The organism is Actinopolymorpha alba DSM 45243, assembly GCF_000373925.1.
Classification (GTDB): Bacteria; Actinomycetota; Actinomycetes; order Propionibacteriales; family Actinopolymorphaceae; genus Actinopolymorpha; species Actinopolymorpha alba.
The window spans coordinates 1-13,035 of sequence record NZ_KB892763.1 but is presented as its reverse complement, the minus strand read 5'-3'; the positions used below and the strand labels follow the sequence as shown (position 1 = coordinate 13,035).

Here is a 13,035-nt window from a genome sequence, read left to right as displayed (position 1 = left end):
GCCGAGAAGCTCAGCTCAGCTCAGCGCCTGGGCGAGATCGTCCAGCAGGTCGTCGACCGTTTCGATGCCGACCGACAGGCGGACGAGATCATCCGGCACCTCCAGCGGTGAGCCGGCCGCGCTCGCGTGCGTCATCTGGCCCGGGTGCTCGATCAGCGACTCGATGCCGCCCAGCGACTCGGCCAGCGTGAAGAGTTTCGCGCGTTCGCAGGCGCGTACGGCCGCGGCCGCTCCGCCGGCGAGCCGGAACGACACGATCCCGCCGTACCTCCGCATCTGCTTCGCCGCGACCTCGTGGCCCGGGTGCTCGGGGAGTCCGGGATACAGCACCTGGCGGACGGCCGGATGCCCAGCGAGGAACGCCGCCACCCGTTCGGCGTTGTCGCAGTGGCGTTCCATACGGACGGCCAGCGTCTTGAGCCCGCGCAGCACCAACCACGCGTCGAACGGTCCGGCGACCGCGCCCATCGCGTTCTGGTGGAACGCCAGCCGCTCCCCCAACTCGGCGTTGGCGGTGACCAGTGCGCCACCGACCACGTCGGAGTGCCCGCCGGCGTACTTCGTGGTGGAGTGCACGACCACGTCGGCGCCGAGGGTGAGCGGCTGCTGGAGGTACGGCGAGGCGAAGGTGTTGTCGACGACGAGCAGCGCCCCCGCCTCGTGCGCCACCCCGGCCAGGGCGGCGATGTCGGCGACCGCGAGCAGTGGGTTCGTCGGCGTCTCGACCCACAACAGCGCGGTGGGCCGGCTGCGGACGGCGTCGCGGACAGCATCGACGTCGGCGACGTGCGCGGGTGTGTGCGCGACCCCCCACGGCTCGGCGACCTTGGAGAACAGCCGGTAGGTGCCGCCGTACGCATCATCGGGGATGACCACGTGATCGCCAGGCTTGCAGAGGGTGCGCAGCAGGGTGTCCTCGGCAGCCATGCCACTCGCGAACGCCAGCCCCCGGGTGCCCTGCTCCAGCGCGGCCAGGCACTCCTCGAGCGCGGCCCGGGTGGGATTCTGGGTGCGGGAGTACTCATACCCCTGGCGCGGCTTCCCGACGCCGTCCTGCTGGTAGGTGCTGGTGGCGAAAATCGGGGTGATCACGGCCCCGGTCGCGGGATCGGCCGGCTGCCCGGCGTGGATCGCAAGCGTCTCGAACCCGTGCTGCTGCTCGCTCATGGGGCGAGGCTATCCGGGGCGGGAGCGCGGGGTGGCAGCAGCCTCGGCGCGGCCCGGAATGATCACGTATACGTGGTCATTGCCCGCTTCGCATGGCACCCATGCCACGTGAGGCAGGTAATGACCACGTATACGTGATCATTCCGCACCAGGCGGGGCAGTCCCAGCCGCAGCCGCGGGCGCCGGTGTCGCAGGCAAGTCGGCCGGCACTGTCAGCCGGGGAAGCAGCACGTGCACCAGCGGCCCGATTCCCAGGGCGTACACCACCGTGCCGATCCCCACCGTGCCGCCGAGCAGCCAGCCGATCCCCAGGACCACCACCTCGATCCCCGTCCGGACCAGGCGCACCGATCCGCCCGTACGCCGGACCAGGCCCGTCATCAGCCCGTCCCGTGGTCCGGGGCCGAGCCGGGCGCCGATGTACGCCGCCGTCGCCACCGCGTTCAGAAGGACGGCCGCGACCAGGAAGACGATCCGGATGGCGAGCGACTCCGGCACGGACAGGATCCCAAGAACCAGGTCCACGACCAGGCCGATGATCAAAGCGTTGCTCAGCGTGCCGAGCCCGGGCAGTTGCCGGAGCGGGATCCAGCCCAGGAGGACGACCAGGCTCACCAGGATCACGATCGTGCCGAAGGAGAACGGCGTGTGGACGACGAGCCCCTGGTGGAAGACATCCCACGGGTCCAGACCCAGGTCGGCGCGGATCATCAACGCCATCGAGGCGCCGTACAGCACCAGTCCGAGGTAGAGCTGGACGAGCCGGCGAGTCAGTCGCCCTTCCTTGAGCGCGGCGAGGGGCGAGGACGCGTAGGCCGGGGCATGTGAGTTGTCGGACACGTCGGGCATCCTCTCCGACAACTGGCCTGGAATTCCAGGTCCACCTGTGTGACAGTGGCCTGCATGGTGGACCGCTCGACCACAGCCGGCCAGCTCGCCGGCCTCCTGGGTACGTGGCGCCAGAGCCGCCCGTCGTACCGCGCCCTCGCTGACCGCATCCGCGTCCTCATCCTCGACGGGCGCCTGCCACCCGGCACCCGGATGCCCAGTGAACGCGACCTCGCGCTCGCCCTCGAGACGAGTCGTACGACGGTGACCGCGGCGTACGCGGCGCTGCGGGAGTCGAGGTTCCTCAGCAGCCGGCGCGGCGCCCCGAGCCGCACCACCGTGCCACCGTCCGCGTGTGTCCCCGTGACCGGCGCCATCACGCCGCCCTCGGAGGAGGAACGCCACCTACTCGACATCGCCGCGGCGGCTCTCACCGCTCCGCCCGGAATGGCGGATGCGGTCGCCGCGGCCAGCCAGTCGCTGCCGGCGTACCTCGGCGGGCACGGCTACACCGCCCGCGGCGTGCCCGCGCTGTGCGAGCTGGTGGCCCGTCGCTACTCCGAGCGCGGCCTGCCGACCTCACCCGACCAGATCCTGATCACCGGCGGCGCCCTGCAGGCATTCGCCCTGACCCTGCGGACGTTCGTCAGCCCCGGCGACCGCGTCCTCGTCGAGCATCCGACGTACCCCAACGCGCTGGAGGCGATCCGGCAGGTCCCGGCCCGGGTCGTTCCGGTGCCGCTCGGCCGGGACGGTTGGGACCACGCGATGTTCGAGGCCACGCTGCGCCAGTCCGCGCCGCGGTTGGCGTACCTCATGCCGGACTTCCACAACCCGACCGGCCTGCTCATGGGCGACGCCGCGCGCGAACGCGTCGCGGCCGCACTCGCCCGGACCCGTACCCTCGCCGTCGTCGACGAGACGGTCCTCGACCTCGGGCTCGACGTGGCGGCCGACGCGATGCCGCGGCCGCTGGCGGCGTACGCGCAACGCGGCGTCCTCGTCATCGGGAGTACGAGCAAGACCTTCTGGGGCGGCCTCGGGGTCGGGTGGCTTCGGGCTCCGGCGTCGTTGGTGTCGCGGGTACTGAGTGCGCGGGCCGCGACTGACCTGGGCACCTCGATCCTCAGCCAGCTGACCGCCGCTGAACTCCTGGTCCGGCAGGAGCCGATCCTGGCCGGACGCCTTTCCGCCCTACGGTCCCAGCGGGCCGCGCTCGTCGCGGCGTTGCGTACGTACCTGCCGGACTGGCGCTTCGACGTACCCCTCGGCGGGCTGAGCCTGTGGTGTGAGTTCGCGGCACCTGTCTCCAGCGCGCTGGCGGTGCTCGCCGGGCAGGAGGGAGTACGCCTGGCAAGCGGGCCGAAGTTCGGTACGGACGGCGCTTTCGAGCGGTTTGTCCGGCTCCCGTACACGCTGCCCGAGGCGGATCTCACCACGGCGGTCGAGCGGGTCGCGAAGGCGTACGCCCGGCTCGCCGCGGATTACCCCCGCGGCCACGATGGCCGGCCGGTCCGCGCGGACGAGCGGTCGCGCCATTCCCGCGACCTCACTCCCCTGGTGACCTGAGTCGGCTGGTCAGCTGAGCCAGCCGGAATCGCGCCGGGGCCCGGTTGGTTACACCTGGCGAACGCCCCGGCAGAGTGTCTCTTGTCGGTGGCTGGTGAGGAGCGTCCGAGCCCGGGCGAGCGAAGGAGAGGCGACATGCAGTTCTTGCGTCACAAGCAGGAGATGCCGGACCCGGCGAAGGCCCTGCCCGGCCGGCCGGAGCGCCCCTTCGCGGTGCCCGCTCTCCACGCGGTCCTCGGGACGCCGCTCGAAGGTGCCGTACCAGCGGGGTACGAACTCGCGGTGTTCGGACTCGGCTGTTTCTGGGGGGCGGAGCGGAAGTTCTGGCAGACGCCTGGTGTCTGGTCGACCGCTGTCGGCTACGCGGGCGGCTACACCCCGAACCCAACGTACGAAGAGGTCTGCAGCGGAGGCACGGGCCACGCCGAGGTGGTGCGGGTCGTTTTCGATCCGGCGAAGACGTCATACGCCGAACTCCTGAAGGCCTTCTGGGAGGCGCACGACCCGACGCAGGGGTACCGCCAGGGCAACGACGTCGGCACGCAGTACCGCTCGACGGTCTACTACACGAACGAAGCGCAGCGGACCGCGGCCGAGGCGTCGAAGGCTGCGTACGCGGAGAAGCTTCGGCAGTCGGGTTATGGCCAGATCACCACGGAGATCGCGCCACTTGAGGATTTCTATTACGCCGAGGACTACCACCAGCAGTATTTGCACAAAGTGCCGAACGGCTACTGCGGCATCGCCGGTACGGGAGTCACCTGCCCCATTGGACTGGATGTCAAGGGAAACCGCTAAAGCCTGTCTGGCAAATGATCACCCGGCGGGTTTACGGTCCGACACGAACCGTACAGATCAAAGATCACGCCATGAAGCTCCTGCCCGACGAGACGGGCGGGTATCCGTTCTCCAGATAGGCGACGATGCCTGTTTCCCTGGCCTGCATGGCAGCACTGATCCTGCGCGCGTGGAGCGCCGGACGCATTTCGCGGACCTGCTCAATTGTCCAGAAGTCGAACTCGCCAAGTTCACTTTCCTGAAGTCTGATCGACGAGATCTCTTGTGGGGTGAGAACTCCGCCGTCGAACACGGTCATCAGCCCTTCGATGGGAATGGTCTCGGTGCGGGGTTCCCAATCCACAACGAGCAGCCTGCCGAGCGACCGAGTCAGGCCGAGTTCTTCCTTGACCTCGCGGGCTGCGGCAGCGTACGGAGGCTCATTGACCTCGACTACACCGCCGGGGTAGGCCCACCCGTCACGGTAGGTCGGCTTGACCACGAGCACGCGGCCGGCCGAGTCGAAGAACAACGCACCCGACGCTTCGCGCTTGCGCGGCAGGTTCAGGCTCCAGTGACCGTCAGGCGGCTCGATAGTTGCCATCCGGCGGATCATACCTGCGTCGGTCTTCGATGCCGCCTGTCTGATGCAGTCATGACCGCCTTCGGCGCCGCGCTCTGGTGAGAACGAGCTCCTGTGGACTCAGTGCACGAACAGACACACCGGATGTCCCACCGGTGTACTGCGCTACAAGCTCGGTACTACCACTCTCACGAGTGAATCACCTCTTGTTGCACGCGGGACGCACGCCACACCCCTGCCTTGCAAAGGAACCTCGGGCTCGCACGCTGCGCTGAGCGTGGATCGCCCCGGCGTCTCAGCCCGGCTGTCGTGACCGTCATTGACCGCTACGGACCATGATCGGTTCCGGCGTGGGGCATGCAGGGGGCACGCCGACCTTCTTATCCGTAGAGGTAGTTCGATCACGAGCTGGTCGTCTGCACTCCGCTGGTCGCCAACCTGGTGCCCGTTGGAACTGACATAATCCGCCCGTGCTTTCTCGCGTCTGGCGCGGCCTTCGATGGATCATCACCCCACCTGCCGTTCCCACCCGCTCTTGGGTCGGCGTTGGCAGGGTCACAGCTCGACCTACGCGTCTGAAGGAGTCGGCGTCCGTTGAACTGTCACGCTCTGTATCGGACGCCTGGCAGTTCATGTGGGACCCGGCGAGCCAGTTGGCCATCGATGAGGCCGTGGAGATGGCTGGCATCTTCCCAGGTACGCCAGTCAAAGGTGTCGGCGAGATTCAGGTTTTCGTTAATAAGCGCGAGGACGGCCGACGCTGGGGGTCGATGCTGGAGGTAGTTGAGCTTGAGCCTGGGCGACGTGCGGTTGCTCGGAGTCTCATGGAGGCGTATCCGAGTTGGAGCGTACTCACCCTCGAACCACTCGGATCCGAGGCATGCCGCCTCACACAGGAGTTCTGGATTGATTTGCCTCAGGGAACGTTTATGAAGACCGTCCGGGAGCTACGCCGTCACCACAGAGAAGGACTTCAGACGCTGATGCGTCGGCTCGGGGATCTGGCTTCGGACGACTCGAGGTAGGTGACTCCCGCTTACGGGGCTCTGCAGCCACCGCGACGTGCAGCCAGTCAACATCATGGTCGACCCGGCATCCGGCGCGCGGACGTTGATCGACTGGGACGAGGCAGGCCCAATCAGCCCCTGCCGCGAACTAGCTGCACAGCTGTGGACATGGCATACCCACAACAACACCGTGGATACGGGCGGGGTGAAGCAGACCGTCAGGGCCTATCGCGAGTCTGGCGGCACCGCAGACCTCGCTGGCATCGACGTCTTCAGCCTCCGACTGGCCAACGACCTGAACTACCTTGCCGGCCAGATCCCGTCGGCCTGGTCACGTCCGAGTAGGACGACTGACCTACCCAAGCCCTCGGCAGGTCACCGTCATTCACTGGCTGGTGCAGCGCGTATTCTTCGCCCGTGGGACTTCGGCTCGAGACTCGCGCATCCGACTCACCGTGGGTCGACAGCGTGTGGACCTGCACGAGCGAGCAGGTCGCGGAGATGACCTCCGTCGCGGGGGTGCACTGGGGCCTGGTGTTCTGGGAACGCGAGGGCAGGGCGTATACGAGCATCACCGGCCCCGGGACCAGGACCGCCACCGCGCCGGTGCCGGAGGGCGCGACGTTCGTCGGCATCGAGTTCGCCCTGGGCACGTCGCTCCGGGCCGTGCCCACACCAGCCCTGGTCGACGGGGGCGTCGAACTCCCCGACGTGACGCGTAGGAACTTTCGGCTGGACGGCGTCCGCTTGGAGACGCCCGGCCCCGACGACGCCGAGGCCCTGGTCGACCGTCTCGTCCGCTCCGGAGTAGTCGTCCGTTGCCCGCTCGTCACCGAGGTCCTCCGGGGTCACCGTCCAGCGATCTCGGCACGCACCGTCGAACGCCGGTTCCGAGCGGCAACCGGGCTCACCCAGGGGGCCGCACGGCAGATCGAGCGCGCACGCAAGGCCTCGGCGCTCCTGGCCGCCGGAATCCCGGTCACCGACGTCGTCTCCAGGCTCGAGTACTTCGATGCGCCGCACCTGGCCCGTTCGCTGCGCCGGTATGTCGGGCGTACGGCGCGTCAACTCCGCGACGGCACCGGCGGTGCGATCGGTCTGGACCTGGCTCAGCCGACGACGTCGTAGATCAGCTTGACGATGCCGTTCGGGTAGGCCACAGAGTCCCGAAGGCTCAGCGCCTGCTTGTCTTTGTCCGCCTCGCTGAACAGGCTCTTCCCGGCTCCGAGCAGCACCGGGAAGACGAGCAGGTTGTAGCGGTCGATCAGGCCCGCGTCCGACAGACGTCGGGCGAGCTCCGCACTCCCATGGATGAAGATCGCGCCACCCTCGCTCTTCTTGACCTCGAGGACGTCGTCGGTCGAGCGCAGGATCGTCGTCGGACCCCATCCCTCGACGAGGGCATCGTCGGGCAGCGTGGTCGAGACCACGTACTTTGGCAGCTCCTTGTAGGCCGCGTGGTCCTCCGAGTCGCGCCAGACCGGCGCGAACATCTCGTAGCTCCGCCGACCGAACATCAGCGCCGTCGTATCCGCGAGTTCCTCGCCCTTGAGCGAGAAGGCCTCGGGCAGGAATTCGATGTCCTTGACCACCCAGCCACCGCTGCGGTGCTCCTCCCCCGGCCCACCGCCCGGGGAATCCACGACGCCGTCGAGCGACATGAACGCGGTATAGACCAGATCACGCATGTGGTGTTCTCCTCATAGTCAGGCGAAGTGATCGCCCGGCAGATCGACAAGCGAGCCGCAGCCCCGCCAACGCACTGTAGCGGGGCATCGCGCCCATTCTAGGACGCGGCCACCGCAGCCGTCTTGTACGGAAACGACAGCAGGTACAGGTGTGGCCTGCCCGGTTGGGGTGTTCGAGGGCGGTCAACAAGGCTGAGACGCCGGAGCATCACCTTGGCGAGGGGTCGAGATGATGCTGGCTTCCAAGGCCGCTGGATTCCGAGGAAACGATGCGCTTGGCGGCCTCGTGAGGCGACATTGTGAAGGTATCGAGGACAAGTGCGTCCGCGGGTGCAGGCAGCACGCCCTTGGTGCGTAGAAGTTCACGGAGGCCATCAGGGTCGCGCATTTTCAGCCGCTCCGCCCTTGCCGGCAACGCGACCCGGCGCACCAACTCTTCCTCCGGGCAGGTCAGCCACACCGGTAAGAAGCGGGCCTGCCGCTCCTCCGCAACAGCCCGAAGCTGGTGCAGGAAGTGCGCCTCGGACGGATCGTCACTGAGGTAGTTGGTGAAAATGTGGCTCGCCGTTGGGGCCGCTCGTAACACTGCCGCCATTGTCGCCTCACGGACCTGTGCCACCTGGTCCCAGATCCTGCCAGGCAAGGGAGTACGCCCGTCGGCACCGTACGCCGTGAAGATTGGATCATTGATGAGGTGATTGTCGATCAGGGCAGCTCCGGTCATGGCCGCCAGCTCCTGACCGATGGTCCGCTTGCCACTGGCTGGCGGTCCGACGAGGTACGTAATGGTGGGCATTCCGCTATTTTATGGACGCAGAAGCGCGGAAGTGAGACCGACCAGGCGGGCGCTTTCGTCCCATAGCCGATCGCAGCGCGTGCCGTCGGTGGTGTGCGGCGCGGTCGCGACCTGCGTTCGTTCGACGAAGAACCGCCCCGTGACGCCTTCGACGTCCGGCGACGTTGCCAACCACACCGGCGTATCCGCCCCGGCGTCCGCGCCGAGAGTGAACGGACTGCGCTCCAGCACGGCGCTGAAGAGCTTCAACGCTCCACGGGCGGTGCCCTGCCCGAGATGGCCACCCTTGACGATGCCTGGATGTACGCCGTTCACAGTGATCCGCGTGCCCTCGAGCCGCCGGGCGAGCGCGTAGACGAACATTGCGTTCATGTTCTTCGTGCGTCCGTACACCGCGAACGGACGGAAGCTCGGCAGGACTCCCAGCCCACGCCCGGTCCGGCATTCCAGGTCGTCCAGATCGACCGGCGCCCTGGCGAGCGCTCGCGGGTCCGCGCCCACGACGACGAACCTCGCGGGGCGCTGACCGATGGGTTCGACCAGCGTGCGAAGGAGCAGATAGGGCGCAAGGTGATTCGTCGCCACGGTGCGCTGCAGTCCTTCGGATGTGGCGTCCCCGAGATCCGCGATGACCGCCGCGTTACTGATCACGATGTCGGGCAAGGGACTGTTGACGAGGCGGCTCGCGAGTTCCCGCACCTCCGCGAGCAGGGACAGGTCCGCGCGTTCAAGTCGGAGGTCGGCATCCGGGGCGGCGGCGAGAATGCGCTGTCGCGCCTGAGCCAGGCGTTCCTCGCTGCGGCCGACCATGACGACGGTCACCCCGTCAGCCGCCAGCCGGCGGGCGATGGCTTCTCCGATGCCGGATGACGCTCCGGTGACGACGGCCAGCTTTCCTTGATTCATAACCGCCCCTCTCTAGGTTGACGGCGTCAACTTAGGCAGGTGCGGTTGACGGCGTCAACCCCGCGGCTACGATGAGCAGGTGGTGCAAGGAACCCGTGAGCGACTGATCGAGGTAGCCGCACAACTCCTGGACGAAGGCGGCGTGGAGGCTGTGACGCTGCGAGAGGTCGGCCGGCTGGCAGGCGTATCCCACAACGCCCCGTACAAACACTTCGCCAGCAAGGAGACGCTGCTCGCCGCGATCGCCGCCAGCGAACTCGAACAGCGGAATGCCGCGCTCACCTCGGCGATGAAGCGGAAACGGTCGCCGGAAGCCGCATTGCGGGCGGCGATGCACCACTATGTCGCGTGGGCACTTCAATACCCGGCGCGCTTCAAGTTGATCTTCGGTCGATGGACCATCGACTCAGAGGAGCTCCACGTCGCCGCGCACCGCGCCCAGACCACGCTCATCACCATCGTCGCCGCCACGCAGGAGGCCGGCGCGCTGCCCGCCGGCGATCCGGTACGCCTTGCCTCCCTGATCCGCGCACTCGCGCACGGGGCCGCCGACCTCGCCTTCGCCGGGCATCTCGCGGCCGGAGGAAAGGGCAATGCCAGCGCCGACGATCTCGTTGATGACCTGCTCGGCTACCTACGGAAGGCGGCCCACCGCTGAAAGCACACCGGGTGCAGCATCATCATGAAGGCTGCCAGGGCCTCTAACACCCCGCGGTCTTCACGCTCTTCGCGCAGTTGACCCGGCCAGCCGGCCGCCGTACGTTCATGGCAATCCTGGACTGTCACCAGGCACTGGCGCGTGGGGTGGGAGTTCTCATGTCGCGGATCCGCTGGATACACCTGGCCTTGGGCCTTGCCGCGACCGCCGTCGCCACGGCCGGTTGCGGCGCGGAACGCTCGAGTACGACAACCGTCAGGGCAGGTTTGGACGTCTTTCTGGCGTCGGCGAAGATCCAAGGTGCGGATGGTCTGGGGGTCCAACCGCTTCCGGCGGGGACCCTCCGCGACGGCGACCCGCTCAGCTCGCACGTACTTCTCGATGCCGGCTCGGAGGTGTCGATCGCCGGTCTGGCGCGGTTCGAAGGCACGGCACAGCGCGCGGGGGGTGAGGGTGAGCTTGGCGTGACCGGTGTGTGCGGGCAGGGGTGGACCGCTGACGGGGAACGGATTGACACCGATCCATGCTCCGCAGCCGAGTACGTCACCGACATTTCAGCCGGGCAGTCGCACCTACTCGAGGTGAGGCTCTATCCCGCCACTGATTCCGGCTCCGCCACGGCGGGGACCTACAAGCTGACCATCCCATTGGATGAAAGCGGCGATGTCCGGCTCGACCTGACCTACCGGCTCGCTGAGGCTGGCCAGTTGAAGCTCCCACCCTGGCCCAAGGAAACGGCGCCGCTGATGCTCACCTTCGAGCCATCATCCAACACCCGGTGGTGGGAGCTACGTATCCGGATCGAGGACGGGTACGGCAGGGTGATCGACGAGCGAGACCTCGCCAGATACAAAGACAGTCGACCCAACCTGCAAAAGGACGGCGTGTTCGCGGTTGACGTACCCCGCGGTTTGCCATTGCGGACGGTCCTGCTCAACCGCGATGGTGACAGCTGGGTGCCCTGCAATCGATCCGGCGCCTTTGTCGGCGAGGAACGCGGGTGGGTGACCCTCCTGACAGACGCCTGCCTCCGGCGATAACCTCAACCCCCGAACAGCGGTTCACACTCCCCGCAGGACATGCCGCAAGTATTCCTTGCGGTTGAGCGGATTGAGGTCAGTCCTGGGCCTGGTGGGGAACTCTCCGCGAACCGGCTGGTAGCGGTGGAAGGTGGTTTCGAGTACGCCTTCGCCACGGGTGACGCCCGGCACCTGTTGTTGCAGGGCGTACACCTGGGATGCCGGGATCTCACCCTCGAGCGTGCCGACCCGGCCGCGGACGTCCGGTGTCTGTGGCTGGGCACGCAGCCTCGCGAGTACCGCCAACACGGCTGGGAGCGTGTCGGCCGGGAACTCAAGGGCGAACTCGTGCATCGGCTCGCACACGATGGTTCCAGCCTCTTTCAGGGCGCTCATCAGAACCAGCGGCGCCAGTTTGCGAAAGTCTCCAGAGGTGGTCTCCGGCGACATATAGCCGGAATGCGTCAGGGTAACCACGTAGTCGATGACCTCCCACCCATGGACCCCCTGGTGCAACGTCTCCTTGACGGTGGCCTCCAGCGACTTCCGGAACTCCTCGATCGCCTTGTAGCGATAGAGCGGAATCGACTCGTGCTTGACGTCCAGCCGGAACTCCGTGCCGGTGTTGATCGGGGCTGGTTCGATGCGCAGCCCGACCGTCGCGAGGAACGGGTTGGCGTCCTTGCCGAGGAGTTCGACGGCCGCACCTGTGCCGATCGGGCGTTCGACACAGATCATGCTGGTCTCGCGGAACGTCACCGCAAGGCCGAAGTCGTTAGCCAGCGTTGCCTGGATGACTTCCTTCTGCACCTCGCCATAGAGGGAGACGAAGAGTTCCTGCCGGATGTCGTCCTGGCGAAGGTTGATCAGCGGGTCCTGCTCAGCCAGTTGGGTCAGCGCGAGGTGCAAGGCGCCCTTGTCAGCGGGATTGGCGGGAACGACAACCGACTCCAGGGTCGGCGGGGCGAAGAATCGTTCACCACGGGTCTCCGAATCCCAATCCACCTGTCCATCCGACGGCTCCCGCGGTAGCGCGATGGTGTCGCCGATCTGGACATCGCTGAGTCCCGAGACTCTTCCGATGTGGCCGGCCTGAAGCGATCTCCGCTGGACGGCGGTCCCGTCCGCGAAAACGCGGATCGCGGTGACCTTGCCGTCCCTCTCCTGCCCGAAACGCAGGCGGTCTCGCGCCCGGATGGTCCCGGAGAACATCCGGACATACGCGATCTTCTCGCCGGCTGGATCGCGCTCGACCTTGAAGACCGTGCCCGATGCGGAACCGTTGACGTCGCCCTGGCTTGTCGGCAGGAACTCCGTAAGGCCGGAGATCAGTGCTTTCACTCCCGAGCCGACGATCGCTGAACCGAAGTACACCGGATGCACCCGCGCCCGCCTGCCCTGGCGCGCGAGTTCGCCCCGAACGTCGTCGTACGAAAGACCCGCCTCACCCTCGACATACGCGGCCAGGAAGGCCTCATCGTGATCGGCGAGCACCTCAGCCACGCTCGCGGTGAACGCAGGATCGCCAGCAGGGTAGGGCACGAAGTCCGCGCGCTTCGAACCAAGCTCACGCGTCGATCCCATGGGAATGATGACGGGCGTGAGTTTCTCGCGGATCGCCAGCAAGGTGCGCTCATCATCCGCGCCGCCGCGGTCGATCTTGTTCACGAAGATCAGTGTGGGGATGTTGAGCCGCTGGAGCGTGCGCATCAGGACGCGGGTCTGCGCCTGTACGCCTTCTACGGCGGAAATGACGAGGACGGCGCCGTCGAGCACGCTCAACACCCGCTCCACCTCGGCGATGAAGTCGGGGTGGCCGGGCGTGTCGATCAGGTTGACCGTGACGTCGTTGATGACGAACGACACCACGGCGGACTTGATCGTGATGCCGCGCTGGCGTTCCAGAGCGAGCGAATCGGTCTGGGTGCTGCCGTCGTCGACGCTGCCGATCTCGTCGATGACACCGGCCCCGAAGAGCAGCCGCTCGGTCAGGCTGGTCTTACCGGCGTCGACATGTGCCAAAATTCCAAGGTTCAA

The 13,035-nt window shown here is 67.1% G+C and carries 12 protein-coding genes and 1 pseudogene; 6 read left to right on the top strand and 7 right to left on the bottom strand.

Annotated elements, in window-relative coordinates; all coding sequences use genetic code 11:
- Window positions 1-15: 15 nt before the first annotated feature.
- Complete coding sequence (locus B141_RS0121090; RefSeq protein WP_020577169.1) at window positions 16-1,167, bottom strand: cystathionine gamma-synthase; 1,152 nt, start codon at window positions 1,165-1,167, stop codon at window positions 16-18.
- Window positions 1,168-1,305: 138 nt separating this feature from the next.
- Window positions 1,306-2,016, bottom strand: a complete 711-nt coding sequence (gene yczE / locus B141_RS0121085; protein ID WP_084678421.1) for a membrane protein YczE — start codon at window positions 2,014-2,016, stop codon at window positions 1,306-1,308.
- A 54-nt stretch (window positions 2,017-2,070) separates the two neighbouring features.
- On the opposite strand from yczE, the gene yczR reads away from it, so the two are divergent.
- Window positions 2,071-3,564, top strand: coding sequence for a MocR-like transcription factor YczR (gene yczR / locus B141_RS41850; protein WP_020577167.1), 1,494 nt, complete (start codon window positions 2,071-2,073; stop codon window positions 3,562-3,564).
- 135 nt (window positions 3,565-3,699) lie between these two features.
- On the top strand, window positions 3,700-4,362 hold the full coding sequence (gene msrA, locus B141_RS0121075; RefSeq protein WP_020577166.1) for a peptide-methionine (S)-S-oxide reductase MsrA: 663 nt from the start codon (window positions 3,700-3,702) through the stop codon (window positions 4,360-4,362).
- Between the two features lie 64 nt (window positions 4,363-4,426).
- Here the strand turns inward: msrA and B141_RS0121070 are convergent, their stop codons facing one another.
- Window positions 4,427-4,945: an NUDIX domain-containing protein gene (locus B141_RS0121070; RefSeq protein WP_040421962.1), complete on the bottom strand. Its 519-nt coding sequence runs from the start codon at window positions 4,943-4,945 to the stop codon at window positions 4,427-4,429.
- Window positions 4,946-5,983: 1,038 nt separating this feature from the next.
- On the opposite strand from B141_RS0121070, the pseudogene B141_RS52890 reads away from it, so the two are divergent.
- Together B141_RS52890 and B141_RS0121060 are read left to right on the top strand one after the other, a co-directional pair.
- Window positions 5,984-6,436, top strand: a pseudogene (locus B141_RS52890) (hypothetical protein); the annotation flags it as partial.
- Window positions 6,349-7,059, top strand: coding sequence for a helix-turn-helix domain-containing protein (locus B141_RS0121060; protein WP_020577163.1), 711 nt, complete (start codon window positions 6,349-6,351; stop codon window positions 7,057-7,059). The pseudogene B141_RS52890 and the gene B141_RS0121060, both read left to right, overlap by 88 nt.
- On the opposite strand, the gene B141_RS0121055 is transcribed toward B141_RS0121060, so the two are convergent.
- The 3 genes from B141_RS0121055 to B141_RS0121045 form a co-directional block, all read right to left on the bottom strand.
- Window positions 7,041-7,619 (bottom strand): dihydrofolate reductase family protein, encoded by a 579-nt coding sequence (locus tag B141_RS0121055; RefSeq protein ID WP_020577162.1) that lies wholly within the window; start codon window positions 7,617-7,619, stop codon window positions 7,041-7,043. The two genes, B141_RS0121060 and B141_RS0121055, sit on opposite strands and share 19 nt — an antisense overlap.
- A 208-nt stretch (window positions 7,620-7,827) precedes the next feature.
- On the bottom strand, window positions 7,828-8,415 hold the full coding sequence (locus B141_RS0121050; RefSeq protein WP_026257430.1) for an AAA family ATPase: 588 nt from the start codon (window positions 8,413-8,415) through the stop codon (window positions 7,828-7,830).
- A 9-nt stretch (window positions 8,416-8,424) separates the two neighbouring features.
- Window positions 8,425-9,321, bottom strand: coding sequence for an SDR family NAD(P)-dependent oxidoreductase (locus tag B141_RS0121045; protein ID WP_020577160.1), 897 nt, complete (start codon window positions 9,319-9,321; stop codon window positions 8,425-8,427).
- A 79-nt stretch (window positions 9,322-9,400) separates the two neighbouring features.
- On the opposite strand from B141_RS0121045, the gene B141_RS0121040 reads away from it, so the two are divergent.
- Together B141_RS0121040 and B141_RS0121035 are read left to right on the top strand one after the other, a co-directional pair.
- The gene (locus tag B141_RS0121040; RefSeq protein WP_020577159.1) at window positions 9,401-9,979 is read left to right on the top strand and encodes a TetR/AcrR family transcriptional regulator; all 579 of its coding nucleotides are present in this window, start codon (window positions 9,401-9,403) and stop codon (window positions 9,977-9,979) included.
- Between the two features lie 107 nt (window positions 9,980-10,086).
- Window positions 10,087-11,019, top strand: a complete 933-nt coding sequence (locus B141_RS0121035; RefSeq protein WP_157181168.1) for a hypothetical protein — start codon at window positions 10,087-10,089, stop codon at window positions 11,017-11,019.
- Window positions 11,020-11,040: 21 nt separating this feature from the next.
- On the opposite strand, the gene B141_RS0121030 is transcribed toward B141_RS0121035, so the two are convergent.
- The coding region (locus tag B141_RS0121030; RefSeq protein ID WP_020577157.1) for a GTP-binding protein at window positions 11,041-13,035 on the bottom strand (1,995 nt) is incomplete at its 5' end.